General features: G+C 41.2%; 21 protein-coding genes and 1 tRNA gene. 8 read left to right on the top strand and 14 right to left on the bottom strand.

Going from position 1 to position 24,039, the window contains the following annotated elements:
- Positions 1–16: 16 nt before the first annotated feature.
- The 7 genes from rpmI to LC608_RS09760 form a co-directional block, all read right to left on the bottom strand.
- Positions 17–214 carry a 50S ribosomal protein L35 gene (rpmI, locus tag LC608_RS09790; protein ID WP_190729144.1) on the bottom strand — a complete coding sequence of 66 codons (198 nt, stop codon included), beginning with the start codon at positions 212–214 and terminating at the stop codon, positions 17–19.
- A gap of 532 nt (positions 215–746) precedes the next feature.
- Complete coding sequence (locus LC608_RS09785; RefSeq protein WP_229553351.1) at positions 747–1,571, bottom strand: pentapeptide repeat-containing protein; 825 nt, start codon at positions 1,569–1,571, stop codon at positions 747–749.
- 177 nt (positions 1,572–1,748) lie between these two features.
- Positions 1,749–2,054, bottom strand: a complete 306-nt coding sequence (locus LC608_RS09780) for a type II toxin-antitoxin system ParD family antitoxin (protein WP_229553350.1) — start codon at positions 2,052–2,054, stop codon at positions 1,749–1,751.
- A gap of 123 nt (positions 2,055–2,177) precedes the next feature.
- Entirely contained in the window at positions 2,178–4,238 is a 2,061-nt protein-coding gene (locus LC608_RS09775) for a ribonuclease catalytic domain-containing protein (protein WP_229553349.1), read from the bottom strand.
- Positions 4,239–4,350: 112 nt separating this feature from the next.
- Positions 4,351–4,566 (bottom strand): 30S ribosomal protein S18, encoded by a 216-nt coding sequence (gene rpsR / locus LC608_RS09770; protein ID WP_012411240.1) that lies wholly within the window; start codon positions 4,564–4,566, stop codon positions 4,351–4,353.
- Between the two features lie 2 nt (positions 4,567–4,568).
- Entirely contained in the window at positions 4,569–4,763 is a 195-nt protein-coding gene (gene rpmG / locus LC608_RS09765; protein WP_012411241.1) for a 50S ribosomal protein L33, read from the bottom strand.
- Between the two features lie 43 nt (positions 4,764–4,806).
- A complete protein-coding gene (locus LC608_RS09760) occupies positions 4,807–5,364 on the bottom strand; it encodes an RDD family protein (RefSeq protein ID WP_229553348.1) in 558 nt (185 codons plus the stop codon).
- 840 nt (positions 5,365–6,204) lie between these two features.
- On the opposite strand from LC608_RS09760, the gene LC608_RS09755 reads away from it, so the two are divergent.
- The gene (locus LC608_RS09755; protein WP_229553347.1) at positions 6,205–7,872 is read left to right on the top strand and encodes an MBL fold metallo-hydrolase; all 1,668 of its coding nucleotides are present in this window, start codon (positions 6,205–6,207) and stop codon (positions 7,870–7,872) included.
- A 195-nt stretch (positions 7,873–8,067) separates the two neighbouring features.
- Here LC608_RS09755 and LC608_RS09750 read toward each other — a convergent pair whose 3' ends face one another.
- From LC608_RS09750 to LC608_RS09720, 7 genes are all read right to left on the bottom strand, one after another.
- The gene (locus tag LC608_RS09750; RefSeq protein WP_012408115.1) at positions 8,068–8,379 is read right to left on the bottom strand and encodes a DUF6679 family protein; all 312 of its coding nucleotides are present in this window, start codon (positions 8,377–8,379) and stop codon (positions 8,068–8,070) included.
- A 769-nt stretch (positions 8,380–9,148) separates the two neighbouring features.
- Positions 9,149–9,367, bottom strand: coding sequence for a hypothetical protein (locus LC608_RS09745; RefSeq protein ID WP_229553346.1), 219 nt, complete (start codon positions 9,365–9,367; stop codon positions 9,149–9,151).
- 291 nt (positions 9,368–9,658) lie between these two features.
- Positions 9,659–10,447, bottom strand: coding sequence for a Nif3-like dinuclear metal center hexameric protein (locus tag LC608_RS09740; RefSeq protein WP_229553345.1), 789 nt, complete (start codon positions 10,445–10,447; stop codon positions 9,659–9,661).
- Between the two features lie 45 nt (positions 10,448–10,492).
- On the bottom strand, positions 10,493–11,242 hold the full coding sequence (locus LC608_RS09735; protein ID WP_229553344.1) for a hypothetical protein: 750 nt from the start codon (positions 11,240–11,242) through the stop codon (positions 10,493–10,495).
- A gap of 277 nt (positions 11,243–11,519) precedes the next feature.
- A complete protein-coding gene (locus LC608_RS09730) occupies positions 11,520–11,933 on the bottom strand; it encodes a secondary thiamine-phosphate synthase enzyme YjbQ (RefSeq protein ID WP_229553343.1) in 414 nt (137 codons plus the stop codon).
- A gap of 74 nt (positions 11,934–12,007) precedes the next feature.
- Positions 12,008–13,114 (bottom strand): glycosyl transferase, encoded by a 1,107-nt coding sequence (locus tag LC608_RS09725; RefSeq protein ID WP_229553342.1) that lies wholly within the window; start codon positions 13,112–13,114, stop codon positions 12,008–12,010.
- Between the two features lie 93 nt (positions 13,115–13,207).
- Positions 13,208–14,401 carry an aminotransferase class V-fold PLP-dependent enzyme gene (locus LC608_RS09720; RefSeq protein ID WP_229553341.1) on the bottom strand — a complete coding sequence of 398 codons (1,194 nt, stop codon included), beginning with the start codon at positions 14,399–14,401 and terminating at the stop codon, positions 13,208–13,210.
- A gap of 273 nt (positions 14,402–14,674) precedes the next feature.
- Between LC608_RS09720 and LC608_RS09715 the strand changes: the two genes are divergently transcribed.
- The 7 genes from LC608_RS09715 to LC608_RS09685 all read left to right on the top strand — a co-directional run bounded on the left by LC608_RS09715 (position 14,675) and on the right by LC608_RS09685 (position 23,555).
- Positions 14,675–16,135: a TM0106 family RecB-like putative nuclease gene (locus LC608_RS09715; RefSeq protein ID WP_229553340.1), complete on the top strand. Its 1,461-nt coding sequence runs from the start codon at positions 14,675–14,677 to the stop codon at positions 16,133–16,135.
- A gap of 129 nt (positions 16,136–16,264) precedes the next feature.
- Positions 16,265–17,449, top strand: a complete 1,185-nt coding sequence (locus LC608_RS09710) for an esterase-like activity of phytase family protein (protein ID WP_229553339.1) — start codon at positions 16,265–16,267, stop codon at positions 17,447–17,449.
- Between the two features lie 286 nt (positions 17,450–17,735).
- Positions 17,736–19,388 carry a serine/threonine-protein kinase gene (locus LC608_RS09705; RefSeq protein ID WP_229553338.1) on the top strand — a complete coding sequence of 551 codons (1,653 nt, stop codon included), beginning with the start codon at positions 17,736–17,738 and terminating at the stop codon, positions 19,386–19,388.
- A 183-nt stretch (positions 19,389–19,571) separates the two neighbouring features.
- The gene (locus LC608_RS09700) at positions 19,572–21,101 is read left to right on the top strand and encodes a serine/threonine-protein kinase (protein ID WP_229553337.1); all 1,530 of its coding nucleotides are present in this window, start codon (positions 19,572–19,574) and stop codon (positions 21,099–21,101) included.
- 110 nt (positions 21,102–21,211) lie between these two features.
- Positions 21,212–21,285, top strand: a tRNA-Asp gene (locus LC608_RS09695).
- Between the two features lie 137 nt (positions 21,286–21,422).
- On the top strand, positions 21,423–22,868 hold the full coding sequence (gene gltX, locus LC608_RS09690; RefSeq protein WP_229553336.1) for a glutamate--tRNA ligase: 1,446 nt from the start codon (positions 21,423–21,425) through the stop codon (positions 22,866–22,868).
- A 192-nt stretch (positions 22,869–23,060) separates the two neighbouring features.
- Positions 23,061–23,555, top strand: coding sequence for a hypothetical protein (locus LC608_RS09685; protein WP_229553335.1), 495 nt, complete (start codon positions 23,061–23,063; stop codon positions 23,553–23,555).
- Positions 23,556–24,039 lie beyond the last annotated feature (484 nt).

Below are 24,039 nucleotides of genomic sequence, written 5' to 3'. Positions count from 1 at the left end.
TTATTTCCTAAAATACTTACAAATATGGGAGCATCAAGTGCACGTTAAGTTCATCGCGTTCATGTACAAGCGCACTCTGGCGCATACTACGCTTTTTGTCAGAAGATTTATGTTCTAAAAGGTGGCTTTTGCCAGCTTTACGACGGACGATTTTGCCGGTGCCGGTGGCACGGAATCGCTTCGCTGCGGCTTTACGAGTCTTTAGTTTAGGCATTGTTTAGCTTTAATTCGACACGATCCATTATTATACTAATAAAATTGCTGGAATGGAAATTAAATAAAGGATTTAACCAACTAAGCTAAAACACATCTAAATTTGCATATCAAAATTTTATCAATATCTTGTGGGGTGGGCATCTTGCCCGCCCTGATTATGCAACTTAAATGCCGATTAGCTTACCACTGTTATAGACAAAATTAATTTCACCTATGGATGAAGTAAATATAGTCGAATATGACCCAAGTTGGTAGACACTAACATACCAAGGCATAAATCCATCGACCCAATTACCCAAACAAAAGACTTGAGTCCCTTGTTAAAGCTTTAAAACGCAATTAATTTTGCGGCAAGTTTTCGGAGCGATAGCTAGGCTTATATTAGTGCTAAAAATCACTATAACCGTGGTTTTATGGCAAAAGTACAGTTCAGTAAACTGATAAAAATCAAAGCCAGTAATAATTTAACTTTTACCAGTGGCGCTAATTTTAGGATCTATCTAAAGGAATTTGCAAATAAATTTTCTGGTCTATTTTCGAATTGTACCATCGGGCATTATTGTTTCTTTCAACTGTGCTTGTGCCAAAGCATTGGGATACATTTTGGCACTCTTCAAATTAGCTTTGTTTAAGTTAGCACCAGTGAAAATTACATCCATTAGATTGGCACCACTTAAATTAGCACCACTTAGATTAGCACCACTTAGATTATTACCCTGACCTTGATATACGCCACTTAGGTCAGTATCACTTAAGTCAGCGCCACTTAGATCAGCTTTAGAAAAGTTACCGGAAAGTCTAGTCCCACTCAATTTGGCATCTTTTAAATTCGCACCTATTAAAGATATATAATTTAGCTGGGCTTTGTTGAGAATAACACTATTCAAGTTGGCATCACTCAAATTTGCTTGGTTCAAAATAGTACCATTCAAGCTGGCATTACTCAAATTAGCGCCTTTTAGCGTTGCACGGCTGAGATTTGCTCTGTCTAGGTTGGCATTACTCAAGTTGACACGACTTAAATCTATACCCTCAAGCTCGGCATCAGCTAAATTTGCTCCACTTAAATCACATGCTGGGCAAGCTTTATTTCGCTGTAAACGTTCAAGGTCTTTAGATACTAACGAAGGCGTGGCGGCTGTCTCTGGCGTTTGAGATGCAGCCTCAGTTGTTTCTGTAGGAGTTGCGACTGCTGTCTCCGGTGTTGGGGATGCAGCCTCAGTTGTTTCTGTGGGAGTTGCGACTGCTGTCTCTGGCGTTGGAGATGAGTTATTAGCTTTAATTTCCTGACTTGAACATCCTGTGATAAGTGTCAAGGTAGTTATAGACAGGGCAAGAGATAAATTTTTTAGCATTTGTTTGAAGTCCACTCTGGTATACAAGAACTTCTCTCAAACTTACCGATTTAGACATTAGTAAATTTACTCAAATTGTCTGATTAAACAGTTGTAATTCAGTATTTTTACTTATAAAATAGTGATTAATGTCCTTGATGTCTTCCTTGGCTGAAGGCGCTAAAATACACTTACTCATTATTTAGCAGCCTCAGCTTGTTGCATTTGGGCTTGGGCGCGTCGAATGTCTTCTTCTATTTCTGCAAATAGCTCTTCACCATCAATCCCTTCACCACGTTCGAGTTCTTCAATACCAACTTGGATTTTAGCTTTCAATTCTGCTAGACGCTGATCTCGAATGCGTTGGCGTAGCCCGCCGCAGGCATCGCGTTCTTCTAGCAATCTCAATGCTTCACCCATCACTTCATTAACTGAGTGATATTTCCCACTACTAACTTTATCCTTAACCAACTGCTCCAGTTTTGGGGTCAAAGATATATTCACAACTATTACCTCATTCCATTTACCCTATATCTTAACCAACAGGGGTTAGAGCAAGATTAAAATAATTCGTAATTGATAATACTCGCCAGTGGCTAGTATTACAAATGACAAATGACAAATTAGTTAATTCGCTGCTGTTTGGGCTTCTTGATAAACTATTTCTTGAAACTGGATCATATCTTTTTGCGGATCGGCATGGCTAACTTTCACCAATATCTGTTCGCCCAACTTCACAGAACGTTTGAAAACCATTGGTAACTGCAAGCCCAAATCTTCTAACAAAATTAGGGCTAAGTTGCTGTCTTCTCGCAGCCACATTAACACTGTTACCTCCCAAGTTTCCTCTGGATGACGGCGTAAATACTCTAGAGCATAATATCTATTAGTTTGCCGTTCCACCATCGTCACTTCTTGGGTGATGCTGGTGACAGTCATCATCACTTCTTTAAGTTGATCTGCGGTAAATGGTAAAACTTCACCCCGCAAATGGGCTTTAAGTTGGAAGTGGGTAAGCAAATCACTGTAACGACGGATGGGAGAGGTTGCTTGGGTGTAGGTATCCAAACCCAAACCAGCATGGCGCAGAGGCGTAATGCTCATTTCGCTCTTGGGCATACAACGACGCATAGCGCAAGCGCGAACGAATCCGGCGGGAAGTAGCAGCAATTCTTCTTCTGAGGGTAATTCCGGTTGCGGCTGACCGCGAAAGGGCAAAGGTATGTTATGAGCTTTACCATAACGAGCCGCAACTTCACCGGCAACAATCATCATTTCTGCGACTACTTGCCGCGATGGAGAATCGTCCAAAATATCAATATTGATCTCATCATCTTTGACTTTGATCATCGCTTCCGGCATGGTGATGCTAATTGCCCCTTGAGCATAACGCCAAGCTTTGCGCTTCTGCGCCCAAGTAGCGATCGCAGCAATTTCCGGTTCTGCCTGTACCCGTAATTGCAGCATTTCATCTACATCTTCGTAGGTGAGACGATAAGTCGGCTTAATCGAACTGGTATGAATGCTGTAATCTTCTACTCCCCCAGTTGTATCTAAAATAATCCCGAAACTGAGGGCGCAACAAACCCGCCCCTGGAGCAGACTCATTGGCCCAGTCGCTAATACCTCTGGGAACATGGGAATCATCCCCGTAGGTAAATAGACTGTACTACCCCGCTTTCTGGCTTCCAAATCTAATTCATCTTCCGGTACTAACCATCGAGTCGGATCGGCGATATGCACCCACAGACGTTCTCGCCCATCGGCTAGTACTTCCCAACTCAGACCATCGTCGATCTCTGTGGTAGTTTCATCATCAATGGTGTAGACCTTCAGGTGAGTCAGATCAAGGCGGTTTGTATCTGAGTCAATTGGCGGGAAATCCCAACGCTGTTGCGCCACTTCTAATACCTTATTAGGAAATTGGATCGGAATTGAAGAACGACGCAGGAACAAGTTTTCATAAGGACTCCAGCAACCCAAATCCACTAACAGCTGAAAGGCTCCTTGGGGTGTTGTGGGCCGTCCCAGCATGGTCATAGTTTCTAATACTGGAGCGCTTGGCGGATAAGCGCGAGCCAAGGAGTCATAATTGACCCCTGTCCGCACGGTGTCAGCAAGCAACGCGGCGTATTTTTCGAGTCCTTCTAAGCGTTGGCGATCATGGCGCTGCCACTCTACTGCTTCACCTTTGAGCGCCTGCTCTACACGAGTTAAAAATTCCTGCTGTCCCTTGGCTTTTAGTGCCTCTACTTCCATCTGGTGCTTGCGTTCTGCCACCTGAGCAGCAGTTCGCGGCTCGTAAGCGTCTCCTTTTTGCTTGAAATAAAGTTTGTCGTCTGATAACAAGCAATGGGCGGCATAACAAGGAGGCGCGTCTGATTCTGAAAATAGCAGATTCGCCATTTGGTCGGGGGTGACTGTTTCCCCATCCTCAACCAATAATTCCCAAGCTACTTCTAAGCTAGATGGGTCTAAATAAGGCTTGATCTGCTCCAAAAAGCTGGCAATCTCAGAAGGCTTGTAGGTCTGCCCGGTAACTGTATAAGTTATTTGTCTAGGCGCGAGGCTGTGGGATTGACCACGTTCGTCTACCACAAACCAGCGGGTTTTACCGTCTGGGCGTTCTACGATGCCCAGACGGCGATCGCCTTGAACCCTAAATTCAACTAGCGTCCCCTTCTCCACAACTCTCGCACTTTAATTTGGTGAACAGTTTAAATAGTTTGAAGTTAGGAGTTAGGAGTTAGGAGTTTTGATTCTTAACTCATCACTCATCACTCATAACTCATCACTCTTTTTAGCCTTCCGCATTGATAAATGGCAACAAAGCCACAATCCGCGAACGTTTAATTGCTAATGTCAACTCTCGCTGTTGCTGAGATGTAAGCCCAGTAATCCGACGTGGCAATATTTTACCCCGCTCGGTGACAAACTTACGCAGTAAATCAACATCTTTATAATCGATTGGTTCTCCTGGCTTGATCGGAGAAAGGCGACGACGGAAATAACTCATCTCTACTTAATTTCCTTGTGAACGGTATGTTTGTTGCAGTGGGTGCAGAACTTTTTCAGTTCTAGCCTGTTAGTGGTGTTGCGGCGATTCTTGGTGCTGGTATAACGGGAAACACCAGCAGAACGCTTGTCTGAATTTGTCCGGCACTCAGTACACTCTAGTGTGATAATAATGCGGGCACCTTTACTCTTAGCCATAATCTTACAAACAGTGAAGCCTGAAGAGAATTAACACAAATGACTATCTTCTCACATTCCGCCGCATATTATCAACTAATCTTTTAATTTTTATGTCAAGCGAGTAGCCACGACGCGACGAAACTATGAAAGTTCCACAATAGCGATCGTGTAAAGCCTGCCGCATCTGAGTATCAGAGAAGGCAGTTCCACAATCAATTGCTAGGGGAAGTACTAGCAGTATAGCAGTGGGATTGGCTCTAATATTGCTTAGGGCAATTGACACTAAAAGGGCACCCAAGCCGATGATCGCCTCTCGCTTTAATAGTGAGAGCAAATCTGGAATTCTGCCCACTACTTCCCCATCTTCAACTTCCAACACCTTTAAATCGAACGCCCAACGCCCTAAACTTTGTCCTTGATTGTTGTATACCACTAGCACCCGCAAAATCAGCCAAAATATCACAAAAACTAGGATTTGCACAAATTGAATCCCGATATCGCCGCCTCCCAGTAGGGAACTGACTAACCAGACACCGAGAAAATCAAGCCCCAATGCCATAACTCGCCGCCCAATTTCAGCCTTGGGATAGTGTTTTTGGGGAAGTCGTTCGATAGTCATACAACACAGGTATTTTTATTTAGGGGTTGGGAAATAATTGCTCCTGTTTTTAATATTAAGGTGATGACTTGAGTTTGGCGTTGAGACTAGTTTTGGATGAATGGAGCGTTTTTGGTAAAGTTTAGTAAATTATTAAACGTTTGTATCTAAAGAGCTTCAAAAGCTTATTTGAACAGTGGGCCGATCATAACTACTAAGGATTTTTAGAGGTTTTAGAGGATTGCTCTTGGTGCCATATTGGTTTACATGTAGATCAATAGACAGGTGAACCGAAAGGTTCTACAATCTGACTGATTGCGGTAAATTTACCTATTGCCCAATCCACATAAGCATAGTAAAGATTTTCTAGTGATTACGTTTGATTGCGAAAGCACTAAATTAATATAGGAAAGTCTTTAAGTAAGGGGCAGCAAAAAAATGGATGTAAAGCTGATTCTAGCTGGCTTGACAGTTATCTTTACGCTTTCGTGCTTATTTTTTGGCACGAAAAATGGATTCTATGATTCAGATAACTATCACGGCAATGGCTCTGCACATTGAGATAAATCTGTAAACGCTTGGGCGACTTCCCGTAGGGTGAGTTGGCTAAGATAGCTCAGAACTTGCAAAGGGAAAAGAAACAAGAGGCATCCTTGAGCTAGTAGTTTGATGGCTTCTCGTTAGTCCACCTTTCTGAACCAGTGCGGGTTCAGTGGAGGCGTCCTCCCCAATCAAAAATCTGTATTCTCAGGGTGTAGGGGCGCACGATAAAACTTACCCCCTAAGTCACAAAACCAAAATTTGTGTAATTTTTGGCTTTTGGGATATGTCCATGATGATGAGGTTTGAGGGGAGGAGAGCATGAGGGATAATCTGTCGGCATCCTCTCGCGTAGATGCTGCGGAAGGGGGTACTGAATTAGAATGTTTCCCCTATAGTGTCCAGCATTACGATGAGGGTGTGTGTTTATTGGTGAAGATGGGCCCACACCGCATCCTATTGGATTGTGGTTTGGAAGATATTTCATCGCTGGCGAAGGGGCTTACTAAGTCGGTACGTGGAACTGGTTCGCCCCCACCAGCAGATTTTGTTTTGATTAGTCACGCCCACCCAGATCACGCCAGAGGCTTACTGGCACTTCATAAAGCTTTTCCAAAGTTACCTATTTATGGTAGCGAAGTAACCAGCAAGTTACTGCCGTTGAATTGGCTAGACCAAGATCCTGAGAAAATTTCCGAATTTTGTCATGCCTTGCCGTTGCGATCGCCTGTGGAATTCCAAGATGGTTTGGTGGCAGAATTATTTCCCGCAGGGCATCTACCGGGGGCTGTGGCAATTCTTCTTACCTACACCACTAAGCAGCGTACTTATAAGCTACTGTATACAGGAGATTTTTTCCTGTCAAACTCCCGGTTGGTAGAAGGTTTGCGTTTAGAGGAACTGCGAGGATTAGACTTGGATGTGCTAATCATTGAAGGCAGTTATGGCACATCCCGTCATCCTCACCGCCGCAACCAAGAAAATCAACTAGCAGAACGAATTAATCGCGCGATCGCTGACCATTGTTCTGTGATTTTTCCCACTCCGGCTTTAGGATTGGGTCAAGAATTATTAATGCTCTTACGCTCTCATCACCACTTCACCGGACGAGATATAGATATCTGGGTAGATGGTGCTGTCGCAACTGGGTGTGATGCCTACTTAGAACTGCTACCCCACCTTCCCGCATCTGTACAGAACTTTGCCCGCCATCAACCCTTATTTTGGGATGAACGGGTGCGTCCCCGCGTGCGTCGTTTACAAGCAGAACATCGTCCCACTGTGGGTAAGTCACCTTGTATAGTCCTCACCGACTCTACAGATGATTTGAGTAAGCACTGCCAATTAGACACTGGCCCTTGGCTAATTCTCCTACCAGAAAAAATTGATATAAAAGTTAATAAAGAATATTTAGCACCAACCACTGTTGAAACTTATCTCTTGGCTCAACATAGTGATGGTCCTGGTACTACGCAGCTAATTCATAATTTGCGACCCCAGCACGTCATTTTTGTTCACGGTTCACCTGCCTACTTGGCAGACCTGACTAGCTTAGAGGAGTTGCAAAACCGCTACCATATCCATTCCCCGGCGGCTGACATTTTAGTAGAATTGCCTATCGGCGATACATTTTTACAACCGGCAGCACCAGAAACTAATTACGAAGGCGAACTGACAGAGTTGGGAACAGTAATCACAATCACTCTAGCCGATGTGATTACGACTGATCCTCGTTGGCGGCAATTTGCTGATACTGGTTTGATCGAAGCTCGTTGGCAAGGCGAAGAACTAGTATTGAGGGGATTGTCTCAACGAGAATTGCTGAATCAAAATAGCGATCGCTATACATGGACAGATGTAGACTGTTGCGGTACTTGCCGACATCAAAGGGGGCAGCGATGTTGGAATCCAGCTTCCCCGTTGTATAACTTTAAGGTAACTCTAGAAGGTTACTGTCCTGCTTTTGAAGGTTTGAATGATAGCCAATAGTCATTAATCCGGTGTCTTTTGCCATTTTTAATTAATGACTAATGACCCTTACGGGTGACGCTCGTGCCTCGCTAGCGCTGCGCTAACGCCAGTCGCTCATGGGGGAAACCCCCTTGGCGCTAGCCTCTCCCTTTGGGAGAAGACCGCGCTGGCTCACTAATGACTAATGACTAATGACTACTGACTAATTACTAATTATTCTGGATTCGAGTCAGTGTAACGGTTGTGGATGCGTTCGGCTTCGGGACAGTCTTCAGTCATCAAAGGTTCCACATTACCGCGTGGTACTGAAGCCAGTTTTTGCGTTACAGCACCAATGCTCTCGAGGCGAACCATTTCTTCCCAAGAACAAACTTCGTCCTCTTCTTCTGTTTCATAACGTAGAGTCACTAAATCTCCCTCTATGTCGATGATGCGGGCGCGTTCAATCCAGCGTTGCTGGTCCCGCAAGAAAACACATACCTCGCGCCCATCGCAACAGAGTTGATAAATCTTGCGGTGTAGCATCTACTGTTTCTGCCTTTTTAAACAACGTAGTTAAACCTGTCAAAATCTGGGTTCTACCCAATTACATTACACCTTTAAGAGGTTAATTTCACTGTTCAGAACAAGTACGCTTCATTACCCAATCCAAATACTTGCATGTAGTTGTCAAATATTGGAAAATTTTGGGTCAGAAATCAATGCTTGCAGCAATGAACTCAATCTCCCTCCGGCTCATTCTACAAAATTTCTGCTTCATCGAAGTCAAACAATTGGGAACCTGTCCTAACCAGGTTCATATTTGCTGGTGAGTCCTTGTTACTATTCTGTAATAAAGAATACTCAAAACCAATCGTTGATTGCAGTTGTTTAACTTGCCTACTTATAATCATTGGCATTGCTGGGAAGTCCGGGGACTTGCTTTTACTTTTACCCATGTATATATGATCTTAACTCATTCTCTTGCTGACCTTGATGTTTTTCAACAACAACACCTAAATAGTTTTAAGTTTTGCAGGTTTTTGCCTGATGATGGCTAAGTAAAAGGCAGCGGAGTACAGGGAAGAAGCTTCAGGGGCAAAGGAAATGGGGGGATAAGGGACTTCTAAATAAAAAAATATACCATCCCTGCGGGACGCTATAGAGGCAGGGGGCAGGGGGCAGGGGGCAGGGGGCAGGGGGCAGGGAGCAGGGGGAGGGAAAGTCGTAGTGAAGTCCAGAAATTGGATAATTTATTTTTTGGAGTTCCCTAAGGGGAAACATGGGAAAATTACCCTCTGCTTATTTTGGAGTATCAGTAAGATTTATATGGTAGCGGAAATTCCATAAGTATGTTCGATGGGGAGGCTTCTCGTTTAATTTTACCTGTCCGAACTGCATCGTATAGGGCTGCGAGGGCTGACAAATCCTCTTCTTTCCAGCATTTAGTGACAAGCACTTGATGGAGTAAACCCTCAGATTCAACACTAAGATATCCAGTTTGGAAAGCAGATTCAACGAGTGTGCGAATCATCTTGGTTAGGACAGAGTAAACAGATTGTTATGTCAAGTGTGGAACATTTATCTCTGATATTAATTGATATGGAACATGAATATCATGTGATTATCATTACACCTAGTTAGTGATTTAGATCACATCAATGGGTTGCAATATGAAATTTGGGTGCATTTATCTATTCATGTACGCAGATGATGGTTACAAAAAACTTTAGTTCCACTACTGAGGTGGCTTATAATTTGACAATATTAAAAGATAGGAAAATTTTTAAGCAAGTTTCACAAAAATATAGTGAAACATAAGCAATCAAGCAAAAAACTGGCGGAAATCTTCATCCTTTTGGCTTAATTGCACCCAGTCTAAATTTAAGGACTGGAATTTTTGCACTAAGCGATCGCAAGCTGGACGTTCGGTAGCGTAATGTCCGGCATCGATTAAAATGAGATTGCCATCGCGGCTTTCTTGAAACTGATGAAACTTACAGTCAGAAGTTAGATAAGCTTGAGCACCAGTTTTGGCGACGGCTGAAATGTAACTAGCCCCCGAACCACCCAAAACAGCAACTCGTGAAATTGTTTGCTGTAAATCAGCACTTGGTGAAAAAATCAAATTAGGGGGAGCAAGTCGGGTTTGAATGGCTGCGAGTAATTCCTGTAATGTTAGAAATGGCTCTAGCAAACCAACACGACCATATCCTAATCCTCCTTGTGTCGGTACTATGGGAGTAACTTCTTTTAGTTCTAAAATTTGAGCCAAAACGTCAGCAGTACCATCCTGCACTTGATCGAAATTTGTGTGGGCAGTGTAAATACCAATATTGTGGGTAAAGGACAACCGTACCATTTCTGCGATCGCTTCACCAGTGCGTAAAGATTTGGGAGGAGTAAAAATTAAGGGATGATGGGCAAATATCAGATTAGCATTCAGAGCGATCGCTTCCTGCATTACTACCAAAGTCGGTGTTAAACATACCAAAACCCGTGCTTTTTCCTGCAATACTCCTGGTTCAATCTGCCAGCCGCAATTATCCCAGCTTTCACACCAAGCGGGATTTGCCCATGCTTCAAACCAAGTAATTAAGTCAGCAATTTTCATAAATATTTTCTATTTTCTTCAGCAATTTTTAATTTTAATTGCTAATCAGTGTTTCTGTGGTTGAATGTTTAATTTTAATGCTAATTGCTGGCGTATTTCTTGGAAAGGTTTGTTCCAGACAGGGCTAGCATTCCAGTTCCACACTGCTACTGGGATAAGTTCTTCTTCAGCAAGACAAGTTAACAGACGATATTCATCTTCTGGTTCACGAGAAAAAGTGAAGGGATTACGGTAGCCTGTGTCACATAGTTTATAAGATGTAACCTGACCGTGATTAATCCGTTGTAAAAGTTCTTTACCTTTGACAAGCAAATGATCTAAAAAAACTGGACTAAAAGGTTCTATATGTGCGCGTTTTTGTGGCTCTTTTTGTACCCACCTTGCCCACTCAAACCCATACATAAAATCGTGAACATAACGAAAGCGGATTTCTGTTTTACTTCCGAACATCTCTGTCAGTAAAACCATCTTTTCACCAAAAATATTTAAAAAAGGAACAGCACCCTCATCTGCTATAAGAGCCTGTCTTAGCATACTACTTACCAAAAAATCAAAATCCCAGAATATATTTTCTGGAAAGTTTTGCAATTGAGTACGGACTATAGATTCGATAGTTTCTTGAAGGGTTATTAGGAATTGAATTTCGCTGTTTTCTTCAGTAATTAAATTCCCCAATTCTGCGAAACTGGTAATTAATGTTTTTTTGGGATTAAGTGATAATAGATTAATAAACTGTTGGGCAAGGATTTCATCAATCAATTGGAAAGTATGAGTTGGTGTCAATTCTTGCTTCATAGTAATTGAAATAGCCCAAACAGCTTACACTAAATATTAGTTTATATCGAAACAAGTAGGTTTTTAAATAACCACAAATAAACTTTACTTTTGAATTTACAAATTGACACAAATTATTTGGCGTGTATCTGATTAATTTTCATTACAAAGCGATCGCGGCGAAATTTACTTCATATATATCACCGCGAGTTTATGAGATTATAGCCAAAAGGTAAGCGGGATAACCAGAGTGTTTAAACTCTACAGAACTCCACCTTAAATAAAACTTGAGAATCGGTTATCCAGAAATATGGACAACCAATTCTCTTAAATGACTGCGCTGGCGATGTTCCCAAATATAAATTCCTTGCCAAGTTCCCAGTACTAAATGACCACGATTAATAGGGATATGTTCAGAAGTGTGGGTGAGTGCAGTACGAATGTGTGCCGGCATATCATCGGGGCCTTCTGCATCATGAATGTATTTTCCCGATTCTGGCACGAGTTTTGCAATAAAGTTAGCTAAATCCACAAGGACATCGGGATCAGCATTTTCTTGGATGACTAAACTGGCTGAAGTGTGGCGTAAAAATAGAGTACAAAGACCAGTTTCAACTCCCGATTCTGCAACTGTTGCTTCAATTTTTGCAGTGATATTGTAAAAAGATTTACCAGTGGTGGAAATTTTTAGTAGCTTTTGGTAGTGAGTCATCTAGAACACTGTTATTGATGTTGGTAAGAGCTAATTAGCGGTTGAATCTGCTGGATGTTGCCATTGTTATACTATTAATTTATGTTGTTTTGAAGAACTTTATTCGACTCGAAATAATTAATTACAGCATGAGCGATCGCTTCATTACCATTCTTAGCAATTGGTTCAGATTGCTTTGGTAATTGGGGTAACTTATGCAGAAAATCCCAAGTCCCTTGAAAAAACTCAGATGGTGTGATGATTTGATGCTGGTTATAATTTGTAATGCCTTCTATTAGAAAAGTTGCTTCGGCAAAGTCCTCACGGGGAATGGTAACAATAGGTACTCCTAAGACTGCGGCTTCAGCAAAAGTACTGTAACCAGGTTTAGAAACGACTCGTCCACAAATAGACATAAAATCTACAGGGCGGTATTTGCGGTCATCAATTTTAACTAAATTAGGTAAATCAGGAGCAGATTGATCAAAGACGATAAATTGCCAATCTGGGAATCGCCGCAGGTTATCGTAGGGAATTTGCTGTAAACCCAAGCCGCCAAAGGTTAATAAAATAGTTTTTTCTACTGGTGCAGTTATTCCCCAAAGAGAACGTAAATTATCAGCAGAGTGACGGGGGGAACCGCCTGTTAAACCGACATCTGTGATATTGTTAAAAGCTTGCATCGGTTCGTGGAAGGGTAGACGAAACAGGCGATCGCATTTTGAGTACCAATCACTAATCCAATCTGCAACTGCGGTAAATTCGCCTCCCCAATCTCGGTAGATAAAGTCCCAGCCAAAGTTACTCATCATCCAGCAGGGAATATTTGCACCTTTAGCAAACCCAGGAGCGAGGAAGGGAATATCTGCCAAAATGAGATTAACTCGATTTTGGCGGATAAAATTCACTTCTGAGGCAATGAGGGAATTTTGATGCTTCTTAATATCCAGCAACTTTTCTAAAGTCGCTACTTTATCCATTGTCAAACTATCGGTTTGCACCACACCCAAATCAAATGCACGGGGACGATAGATAAAATCGCCTTCTATATAACACTCTAGCAACCAGCGCGGGGCAGTAGTTACTAGAATTAGCAGAACTTCTGGACATAATTTTTGAATTGTCGCAGCTACAGAAGCAATGCGGGTAGCATGACCAAATCCGTGGTTAGTTATGGCTAAGTATAAAATTGGGCGTTCCATTTTCAAGTTAGGAGTTAGGAGTTAGGAGTTGGGAGTTGGGAGTTGGGAGTTAAAATCATTATTCCCAGACTGGTAACTTATAACTCCTAACTTTTAATTAGTTTTGCTAAAACTTTGAATCGCTTCAATCAATTGGTCGATTTCCGATTCTAAAGTAAAGTAATGGACGGTGACGCGTATACAGCTAGGATCGGCAATTGTCCGAGTTAATATTCTTTGTGAGTCTAAAAACTGCACCAACTTGAGATTAGGCTGGGGCTGATTATTTATGAGTTGAAACGAGACGATACCGCTTTCGGGTGGGGAAGTTCGCAGACACTTGACATCAGGTAACGCCACTAAGCGCCGCCAGAGGTAGTCACTGTTTTGGCAAATTTGCTCGTAACGTTCCTGTGACGTTCCCCATTGCTGATGGATTGCGATCGCCTCCCGTAATCCAACATACAACGGATAAGCTAATGTAGAAACTTCATATCGTCGCCCATCTGGAAGCCAGTCTACAGGCTGAGATTGACTATCTACAACAATGCCATTCAAACCAATAAATGTAGGTTTCAGGCTTTCTCGTGCTTCTGGACGGACATACAAGCCACCAGCACCCGCAGGGCCACATAGCCATTTATGACCAGTGAAAGCATAAAAATCTACACCCAACTCTGTCAAGTTTAAAGGCAACAAACCAGCAGATTGGGCAGCATCTATCAGTAAAAAAGAATGATTATTCCTGCATACTTCGGCAATTTTATCAAGAGGTAAAACTTGACCAGTATTCCAGAAAACATGGCTTAATATTACAAGACGGGTATTCGGGCGTAAGTGCTGGGCAATAACTTTTACAGGGTCGCCCTCATTTAAAGTCCCCTTGAGAGGACAGGTGGTAACTTCCACTGCAAATCTTCGCGCGATTTCCTGTGTTGTGGCAATTACGCCTGGATGTTCGCAGTCTGAAAGCAGTATATGGTCGCCAGCACGCCACTCGATGCCCCACATGGCGATATTACAACCAACGGTAACATTCTGGGTAAGAGTAATTGTTTCGCTTGGTGCATTTAACTCAGAAGCGATCGCAACTCTTGCAGCTTGAGTTTGGGGCGCTATCCAGCGATATGCCTCATTACCAAAGGGGCCTATTTGCTGAACATAAGCTTGAGTTTGGGCGATCGCATCCATTGCCCTTTGGGGCATCGGCCCTTGTCCCCCATAATTGAAATAAGTCTTATTCCCCAAAGCCGGAAATTGCTCTCGATGGCTATGCAACCTGGTTTGTGTGGCAGAAGTACTGGTCATACCAATTTTAGATTTTAGATTGTAGATTTTGGATTAGTCAAAAGTAATTAGACCTTTTGCAAAAGTCCCTAACACCCCACCCCCAAGTGCTTGCGGGGCAGGGAGACAAAGCGTAGCTTTGGCGGGGTGGGGTTCTTATTTTTGATTTATGCAAGAGGTCTATTGATCGTTAGTTATTTTTTACTCATCTCCCTCATCTCCTCCATTCTCCCACTCCATCATTAATTGTCTGAGTTACTCCCAGACTGTACTAATTCTTGTTAACTTAAAAGAATGCTAATTAATGCTGAACTCCTACTGCAATACCAACGCTGTAAACGTCGGACTTTTCTAGATATCCACGGTGACAAAAGTCAGCGTGATGCTCCCAATGAGTTGCTGCGAAAACTACAACAGGATAAAATCGCTCATCAACTGAGTGCTTTGGCAAAGGTGACTTATCACCAACCAGATTATTCTTATGGAGACTGGGAAACGGCAGAGGCAGCAACTTTAGAATTGATGCAGCGTGGGGTTGAGTATATCTATAAGGGAGTATTGTTAGTAACTTATTCTGAAGGATACACTCTGCTAAGTCGTCCAGATTTACTCGTCAAACGGCCAGGAAAATCTTGCTTTGGAGATTGGATGTACGTTCCGGCTAGTATTGAACTGGGTAAGCGCCCTAAGCAAGAATATCAAGTTGTTGCCGCATTTCACGCCCAGGTATTGGCAACAATACAGGACTTAGCACCAGAAACAGCTTGGCTGATATTGCGTACCAAAGAGAGAAATTATCCTGTGGATTTGCTCAAATGGACACCACGGATGCAGCAGATTCTGGAGGAGTTGATTCAAGTTTTAGAATTACAAAATCCGCCAGAGGTGTTTATTTCTCGGCAAAAGTGCAATCTTTGCCATTGGTATACTCAATGTTATGCGATCGCTCAATCTGAAAAACATCTCTCATTATTACCAGGTGTAACACCTCTTCGCTACACTCAACTCCAAGACGTAGCCATTACCACATTAGAATCTCTCGCTAACACCAGTCCCAGTACCTTAGAAAACCTAGTTGGTTTTGACAGGGAAGTAGCGCCAAAACTCATAGTGCAAGCTCAATCTTCACTGGAAAAACGACCTTTAATATTACCCTACCCGCTACCAATAAAAGATATTACATTTACAGCACCTATAGAGCTTTACTTTGATATTGAGGCACAGCCAGACTTAGATTTAAATTATCTTTTAGGGGTTTTGGTCGTTGATAGACTTGCCAATACAGAAAAGTTTTATTCGTTTTTAGCAGATAAACCAGAAGACGAAGAATTAGTTTGGCAGCAATTTTTGGATTTGGTTTGGCAATATCCCGAAGCGCCAATTTACCATTTTTGTGTCTACGAGTTTGATACAGTTAAACGGTTGGCAAGGCTTTACAAGACTCCTTCCTCCTTAGTGCGTCCTGTACTGAGTCGATTTGTGGATGTATATGAACAATTAACCCAAAGTGTAGCATTGCCTGTAGAAAGCTATGCCCTGAAAGCGATCGCCCGTTGGTTAGGATTCGAGTGGCGGGAAAAAGAAGCTAGTGGTGCTAAATGTATTTACTGGTATGATCAGTGGCTAGAAACAGGCGATCGCACCTTACTAGAAATTATCCAAAGCTACAACGAAGATGACTGTCGCGCTACCCTCAAAGTGAAAAACTGGCTGGTAAACTTTTTTCAGGATGAATATGGTTTGCGCCTAGCTTAAGTAATTTCGGATTTTTTAAAGCTTTTCAATTGCTTAGAATACATGTTATTTGTAGCAGGGTACAGATGTGAACCCCGCTTGCTTTAGCGTGATATCTTATTTATAATTTTCCCACTTCAACAAAAATATATGCAGCTAATTAAAAATATCTTCAAACTTCCACGAATTATTTACTTCTTTATCCCAATTATAATTATCATCATTTTATTCAAGTTTTTACCCATAAATGCTGTTGAAATCAGTAGCATAGAGTTTATCGGGGAAGCTACTTTAGCAAAAGGTTTAAATTTACAAAAAACTCCAATTGGAGGTTTATCTGGAATTACATATAATGCCAAAAAAAACCTTTATTATGCTATTTCCGATGACCGTGGACAAAAAGCTAATGCTCGTTTATACACCTTGACAATCGACTTAAGCAAGGGTTCTCTACAAAAGGGTAAAGTTGTTCCTGTCAGCGTTACCACATTATTAAATGAAAATGGTCAAACATTTCGCCCTGGTGAAACTGATACAGAAGGTATTACCTTAACTAATAAAGCAACTGTATTTATTTCTTCTGAAGGCGATGCTGCAAAATTAATAAATCCTTTTATTAAAGAGTTCTCATTATCTTCTGGCAAAGAAATTACCACACTTCCCATCCCAAACAAATTTTTGCCCGACAAAAGTGGTAAACAAGGTATCCGCAACAATTTGGCTTTTGAAAGCCTTACCATCACACCCGATAAAAGGCATCTATTCACAGCTACCGAAAATGCTCTAATTCAAGATGGTGTCGCAGCGAAAGCTAACATCAATACTCCTTGTCGGATTTTGCAATACAACTTGCTCAACAACCAGCCAGAAAAGGAATTTCTTTACCAAACAGAACCAGTTTCTCCCTTTTTGAATGTGACTGGCAAATTCGCTAGTGGATTACCTGATTTACTTGCTCTGGATAATCAAGGACACTTCCTAAGTTTAGAACGGTCTTTTACTGGTTTAGGATTTGCTATTTCCCTGTTTCAGGTTTCTTTAGAAGGATCTGATGATATGCATCAAATAAATAGCCTTTTAGCAGTTGACTCCAAGAATATTAAACCAGTTCAGAAAAAACTTCTGTTAGATTTGAGAACCCTAGATGTGCTGCTAGATAACATTGAAGGCTTAACTCTTGGCCCTAAACTACCCGATGGTCAGCAATCATTAATTCTCATCAGTGATAACAATTTTAACTCCCTACAACGCACCCAGATACTAGCCTTTAAAATTAAAATTGAAACACCAATAATCAGATTATTACGCCGTTTCCTCCCGAATCTCAACCTTTAACTGTACAGAGGTATCAGGGTTTTACAATAATTTATTTTTACCTGTGTATTCACGGAATCTACTAGCGAGCTTTATCTAGCTTATTTGTAGTTTCCGTGTAATTTCTCAACCCTATTGCTTAATAGATATGTTACATAATGTTTAGAAGATTTTTCCGAGAGATTAACCATGATTATAGGATATGATTAATTTCCTACAAATTTTGATACTTTCTAAATTTAAATTTCATAATTAGCTAAGACTTATTAAAGTATTTTGCCAAAAATATTTTTCATAAATGATTTTTATGTTACTAAATAAAATTGAGAATATGGTAGGGCAAAAAGCAGAATTAGACAATTATATTGGAAAGTTTTTAAATAATCGCTATTTAATAAAAGATTTGATTGGCAAAGGTGGCATGGGTAGAGTTTATTTAGCAGAAGATACTGCTAAAGGTGGTATGGCGATCGCAGTCAAAATTTTATCACTCAGTTTGGCGAACCAGCACATGTCCCAACGCTTTGCTAGAGAGATTTTTATCGGCGCTCAATTGGGGCGCAAAAGTAAACATATTGTTCGCATATTAAGCTATGGCATTACTGAAGATAAAACTCCGTTTTATGTAATGGAATACCTGCAAGGAAAAAATCTCAAACAAATTCTTAAAATTCAGCCCTTAACAATATCAAAGTTTTTAGAGATTTGTAATCAAATTTGTTTAGGTTTACAATGTGCCCACCAAGGTATCAGCCTCAAAGGAGAGATTTTTCCTATTGTTCATAGAGATATTAAACCGGAAAATATATTCATTACTGAAGATAGTAAACAAGAAGAAAATGTTAAAATACTAGATTTTGGTATTGCCAAATTTTTAACAGAGCGAAGTGGGATGACGCTAACAGATTCTTTTATTGGCAGTTTACCTTACTGTTCTCCCGAACACATGGAAGGGCGAAAATTCCTAGATGTTCGCTCTGATATTTATAGTTTGGGAGTACTAATGTTTGAGATGCTGACAGGAAAGCATCCATTCCAGATTCAGACAAAAAGTAACTCCTTTGGTACTTGGTATCAAGCGCATCGCTTTCAAATTCCACCTACCCTTGAGGAAGTAAATCCGCAAGTCAAAATCCCGCAGGTGTTAGAAAAAATAGTGATGAGGTGTTTAGCTAAAGATGTAAGCGATCGCCCTCAAAATATCAACCAAATATTAGAAGCTTTAGAAAAAGTCAATATTCAGATTAATCACCCTATTTCTAGTAACAGTAGTGACATTACAAAACTTTCATTCCCGGTTCAATTAATCCCTTCAACTTTATTATCGGAAAAAGAATGTTTGCAGAAGAATTGGCCTAAAAATAAACCAATTGCGCCAATAGGTTTTCCCGATTTACTACAAACAACTGAAAGAGCTATACCAACTTTTTGGGCAATGTTACCCAAACAAGAGATTACAAAGTTTTTCGATAAAATACATGCTACTGAATTTATTAGTAAAATAAATGTTTACCCGATGCTAATGTGGGTAACCGTACTATATGATACCCAACCTTCTATGCCTAAGTGGTTACCTTATTTTCTGGATTTGAAAGATAACAAAGCCCAGAATATAGCACGTACTTTAGCGGAAGTAGGTTACTATCATCTACTATTTTTTGCCATAGAAGATCCAACTCGTTGCTCTCATGTAACAACTTTAAGCCTTACGGGTAACCAGCGCCAGCAACTTATAGATTGTTTAGACATGAGTCAACATTCAAATGAATTAATTCTGTCTAATCAAGCCAAAAATCTTCTAAAAGCAGATTATGAAAAGCTGAAGTTAGACATCTTACACAAGTTAACCGCAGATCAAAAAGCTGAGACAGAAGGTTTAAAAAGTTGGATGGATAAATTTTTGGAAATGTTTTTAACGAACTTTGGCGAGTTTAAGTCCCCGGCTTCTAACAAGCCGTAAGTTTTGTGGCGGGGTCTAAATCCCCGTTACAAAACTGTACTTTCGACTTCCGGCTTATTTAAACCTTTTATCACGTCCTTGAAAGTCTGATACCAGAATAAAAATGCTTGTTCCCATTACCTAATGATATTTTTATGTGTGTATTGCTAACTTTAAATAGACTCAGCAACAGAGGTGAATAAAGTGAATAAGAGCTTAATTACATCTCCAACTAGTACGGGCTTGCTTGCCAATCGTTATCAACTTAAGCAATTAATTGGTAGCGGTGGCATGGGTGAAGTTTTTTTAGCAAATGATATTTTGTTAGGAGGCACACCAGTTGCTATCAAGTTTTTGACTAAAACTGTTGTCGATAACAAAATGCAACAAGACTTTGCTCGTGAAGCTTTAATGAGTGCAGCTTTGAGCCAAAATAGTTTACATATAGTCCGGGCGTATGATTATGGTGTAAATGAGAAAGGAAAACCATATTACGTTATGGAATATCTATGTGGTAAGAGTTTAAAGGATTTAATTCCGCTACCACTACCCATGTTTTTGACTCTCTCCCGCCAAATTTGTTTGGGCTTACAGTGCGCCCATCAAGGCATTAACATTGATGGCAAAATCTATCCGTTAGTTCATAGAGATATCAAACCTGCCAATATATTAGTTATTCCCGATCCGATATTGGGACAGTTAGTTAAAATTCTCGATTTTGGTATTGCTAGATTTTTGAATTATGCATCATCAACAGCTAGTACAAGCAAAGGATTTAATGGCACTTTACCCTACTGTTCACCAGAACACCTAGATGGAGAAAAATTAGATAGTCGCTCTGATATTTATAGCCTGGGTGTGATGATGTTTGAAATGCTCACAGGCAAAAAACCTTGGCAACCAGAAACTGATTACTTTGGTGCTTGGTATAAAGCACATAACTTTGAGCAACCAAAAGCGATCGCAGATGTTCAACCTACTCTTAAAATACCTCAAAAACTAAATAATTTAATCATGTCTTGTCTTGCGAAAAAATCTTGCGATCGCCCCCAAAATATCGCTCAAGTTTTGCAAGTCTTAAACAATTTAGAAGAGTTTAATTATCCCAGTATACCTACAACTTTACGTCCTAGTTCCATCCTTAGCCGTCCTTTAGATTCAGGTTTACCAATCACAGTAGAACAAAGCTGTCATAAACTTTTGTGGCCTCAAAATAAACCGATTCAAGAAATTGTTTTTCCCCAGCTTATAGACACTGCACAGGGAGCTATGACAGCACTATGGTTGATGTTGCCTAAACAAGAAATCAAAAACTATGCCCTTTCTACCCGTTATAACCAGTTTATCTTCATGACATCCCCTCACCCAATGCTGTTGTGGGTCACTGTACTCTACAATCGGCAATTGGCTCCTAAGTGGCTACCTAGCTACTTAGATATGCAAAATCCCCAAAATCTTAGGCTGGTAAGTTTGCTGGCTGAAAATGAACACTATCCTTTGATTTTCTTTACTCTGGAAGCACCACATTCTTGCACCAACGTTCTCAGTAGTCGCATCGAGCCAACTCAGCGACAAATGTTGAAAAACTGGTCGCAACAAATTCATAGTCTACCACCCGCTTCTCAACCCCAGTTGAGCAAACAGCTATTAAAGCAGCAGTATAAACAAATGCAATCTCGCATATTGCAGCATCTGGAATCACAGCCACAGGTTGTATTATCCTGCTCTATTTGAGGAAAAATCTGCACCTTGGAAAGACGGGACAAAAAGAATTCCTAATTTCTAACTCCAAAACGCTTGACAAGTAGAAAAAAAATAGTGATAATAGCAAAGTTGCCAAACAAGGGACTGTAGTTCAATTGGTTAGAGCACCGCCCTGTCACGGCGGAAGTTGCGGGTTCGAGCCCCGTCAGTCCCGTTCTAAATTTATGAGTAGTCAATCACTGAAATGAACTTCGGTGATTTTAAATTTTGAATTCCCCAAGTGATTGACCCAGAATTCAGGGTTTGAATATAAGCTACATTTATCATGCTTTGCGAAAGAGAGAATTAACTGTGACTGTCAGAGTCCGTATTGCGCCAAGTCCAACCGGAAATTTACATATTGGTACAGCTAGAACGGCTGTATTTAACTGGTTATTTGCCCGCCACCACGGCGGGAAATTTATCCTGCGAATAGAAGACACAGATTTAGAGCGATCGCGTCCAGAATATACCGACAATATTCTTGAAGGATTGAGTTGGCTAGGGCTTAACTGGGATGAAGGGCCATTTTTCCAATCTCAACGCCTTGATTTTTATAAGGAAGCAGTGCAAAAACTGCTAGACCAAGGATTAGCTTATCGCTGCTACACAACTTCTGAAGAACTAGAAACTCTAAGAGAAGCTCAGAAAGCTAGAGGCGAAGCTCCTCGCTATGACAACCGTCACCGCAACCTCACCCCAGAACAACGCAGCGCATTTGAAGCAGAAGGTCGCTCCTCTGTGATTCGTTTCAAAATCGAAGATGGGCGGGAAATTGTCTGGAACGACCTAGTAAGGGGAAAAATGTCTTGGCGAGGTAGCGATTTAGGTGGTGATATGGTCATCGCCCGCGCCTCAGAAGAAGGAAGCGGTCAACCTTTATATAACTTTGTAGTTGTAGTAGATGACATCGATATGCAAATTACCCATGTCATCCGGGGAGAAGACCATATTGCCAACACCGCCAAGCAGATTCTGCTGTATGAAGCAATGGGTGCAAAAATTCCAGAGTTTGCCCACACGCCGCTAATTTTGAACATGGAAGGGCGCAAGCTTTCAAAGCGGGATGGCGTTACTTCCATTTCGGACTTTCAGCAAATGGGCTTTACTTCTGAAGGCTTAGTAAATTACATGACATTGTTGGGTTGGTCGCCACCAGATTCGACGCAAGAAATATTTATTTTAGAAGAAGCAGCCAAAGAATTTGGTTTTGAGCGTGTAAATAAAGCAGGTGCAAAGTTTGACTGGGACAAGCTGGATTGGTTAAACAGTCAGTATATCCACAAAACGCCAGTAGATAAACTCACAGATTTACTCATCCCCTATTGGCAAGCGGCTGGGTATAAATTTGATGGTGGACGCGATCGCGCCTGGTTAGAACAGCTAGTAACTTTAATTAGCCAGAGTTTGACTCGTTTAGTAGATGCAGTACCTCAAAGCCAACTATTTTTTACTGACACAGTTGAATTTAGCGACGAAGGTAGTACACAACTGAAGCAAGAAGGTTCTACTGCTGTCCTTGAGGGGATTGTCACAGCTTTAGAAAATCAGCCGCAGCTGTCAGAAGCCACCGCCCAAGACATTATCAAACAAGTGGTGAAAGAGCAAAAAGTCAAAAAAGGCTTAGTAATGCGATCGCTCAGAGCAGCCTTAACTGGGGATGTTCATGGTCCCGACCTTATACAATCTTGGTTACTACTAAATCATATTGGTTTAGATAAGTCACGCTTGAGTAAGGCAATAACAGAAGCTAATTAGCGATTACAACAAATTTTAAATGGATCTCGAAGTGGGGAGTAGGGAGTGGTGAGTGAGGAATTATAAGAATTCTTCCCCCATTCCTCATTCCCCAATTTCAAATCTAAAATAGGTAGTCAATTATCCTCAGGTTGGGAACTTGGTGTGTAAAATTCATGTCTTCAAAAACACTTAGAAGCGAACGTAATTACAATGCCAACAAAAGCGCTCAATAGTGGGATGAAATTATCGTTCATGATAGTTATGCTGTTCATCACATCAACAGTAAATGCTACCGTTGATGCTGAGGAAACGCCAACGATATTTGGAGATGTCACCATTAGCCCTCAGTTTTCTCCAGACCCCCTGACAGTTCGCGGGATGAGTGGTGGTTCAATATCTGGGAGTCAAGTAGGTGGGAGAAGTGAAACAGCCACTGGCCCTTGCACCGGCTTTGTTGATGAAACACCAGACCACACATTAGCGCTAACAAGTAAATTTGACTACCTAAAGCTGCAAGTACAAAGTCCTGAAGACACCACCATCATTATTAAGGGGCCTGGTGGTACTTGGTGCAATGACGATTTTGATGGCAAAAATGCTGGCATGATTGGTGAATGGCTGCCTGGAAATTACGAAGTTTGGATTGGTTCCTACGAAAAAGACAAGTATCTTCCTTACACTCTAAAAATTACAGAAGTTAAGTAGGGAATGGGGCATTGGGCATTGGGCATTGGTTATTTCTCTCTCCGTTGTGCCCTACTCCCTACCATTGGTGTCAACTTAAGCTAAAAGTAGCTTAACTGTTAGCTGACTCACCCGCCTCGAACTAAAGTTCTTTGGCTTTTAGCTAAAGTCTACTGAAGTAGACTAAAGATTTTTTGCTATATTTAGTCATCTTCAGATGACTTCCGCTATTAGCAAGGAACTGAAGTTCCTTGCGGGACATAGCTTTTACGTAAAGTTAACACCTATGACTCCCTACTCCCCTAATGATGATTGAGAGAGCCTGGAACGACACGAAGAACATTCTGGAGAAATTATCCGTGTCTTTGCATCCCGTTGCGCTCCCTTTTCTCGTGCGATTTTGTATTAAAATTAAGTTAACTTTGATTAAGATTCTTGTTGGCATCGCCAAAATGCGCCAATCGCTGTATGGCAGTGCATATAAGAGATCAAATTACACAAAATG

The sequence above is a fragment of the Nostoc sp. XA010 genome (genome assembly GCF_020829625.1).
In the GTDB taxonomy this organism is placed as follows: domain Bacteria; phylum Cyanobacteriota; class Cyanobacteriia; order Cyanobacteriales; family Nostocaceae; genus Nostoc.
The sequence above is the reverse complement of the archived record's forward strand: the minus strand, read 5'-3'. Positions and strand labels throughout refer to the sequence as shown.

What these genes read in the sequence shown, in the direction of transcription:
- rpmI (WP_190729144.1), bottom strand. Translation starts at nt 214, where the DNA reads ATGCCTAAACTAAAGACTCGTAAAGCCGCAGCGAAGCGATTCCGTGCC.
- LC608_RS09785 (WP_229553351.1), bottom strand. Translation starts at nt 1,571, where the DNA reads ATGCTAAAAAATTTATCTCTTGCCCTGTCTATAACTACCTTGACACTT.
- rpsR (WP_012411240.1), bottom strand. Translation starts at nt 4,566, where the DNA reads ATGAGTTATTTCCGTCGTCGCCTTTCTCCGATCAAGCCAGGAGAACCA.
- rpmG (WP_012411241.1), bottom strand. Translation starts at nt 4,763, where the DNA reads ATGGCTAAGAGTAAAGGTGCCCGCATTATTATCACACTAGAGTGTACT.
- LC608_RS09760 (WP_229553348.1), bottom strand. Translation starts at nt 5,364, where the DNA reads ATGACTATCGAACGACTTCCCCAAAAACACTATCCCAAGGCTGAAATT.
- LC608_RS09755 (WP_229553347.1), top strand. Translation starts at nt 6,205, where the DNA reads ATGAGGGATAATCTGTCGGCATCCTCTCGCGTAGATGCTGCGGAAGGG.
- LC608_RS09750 (WP_012408115.1), bottom strand. Translation starts at nt 8,379, where the DNA reads ATGCTACACCGCAAGATTTATCAACTCTGTTGCGATGGGCGCGAGGTA.
- LC608_RS09745 (WP_229553346.1), bottom strand. Translation starts at nt 9,367, where the DNA reads ATGATTCGCACACTCGTTGAATCTGCTTTCCAAACTGGATATCTTAGT.
- LC608_RS09740 (WP_229553345.1), bottom strand. Translation starts at nt 10,447, where the DNA reads ATGAAAATTGCTGACTTAATTACTTGGTTTGAAGCATGGGCAAATCCC.
- LC608_RS09735 (WP_229553344.1), bottom strand. Translation starts at nt 11,242, where the DNA reads ATGAAGCAAGAATTGACACCAACTCATACTTTCCAATTGATTGATGAA.
- LC608_RS09730 (WP_229553343.1), bottom strand. Translation starts at nt 11,933, where the DNA reads ATGACTCACTACCAAAAGCTACTAAAAATTTCCACCACTGGTAAATCT.
- LC608_RS09725 (WP_229553342.1), bottom strand. Translation starts at nt 13,114, where the DNA reads ATGGAACGCCCAATTTTATACTTAGCCATAACTAACCACGGATTTGGT.
- LC608_RS09720 (WP_229553341.1), bottom strand. Translation starts at nt 14,401, where the DNA reads ATGACCAGTACTTCTGCCACACAAACCAGGTTGCATAGCCATCGAGAG.
- LC608_RS09715 (WP_229553340.1), top strand. Translation starts at nt 14,675, where the DNA reads ATGCTAATTAATGCTGAACTCCTACTGCAATACCAACGCTGTAAACGT.
- LC608_RS09710 (WP_229553339.1), top strand. Translation starts at nt 16,265, where the DNA reads ATGCAGCTAATTAAAAATATCTTCAAACTTCCACGAATTATTTACTTC.
- LC608_RS09705 (WP_229553338.1), top strand. Translation starts at nt 17,736, where the DNA reads ATGTTACTAAATAAAATTGAGAATATGGTAGGGCAAAAAGCAGAATTA.
- LC608_RS09685 (WP_229553335.1), top strand. Translation starts at nt 23,061, where the DNA reads ATGCCAACAAAAGCGCTCAATAGTGGGATGAAATTATCGTTCATGATA.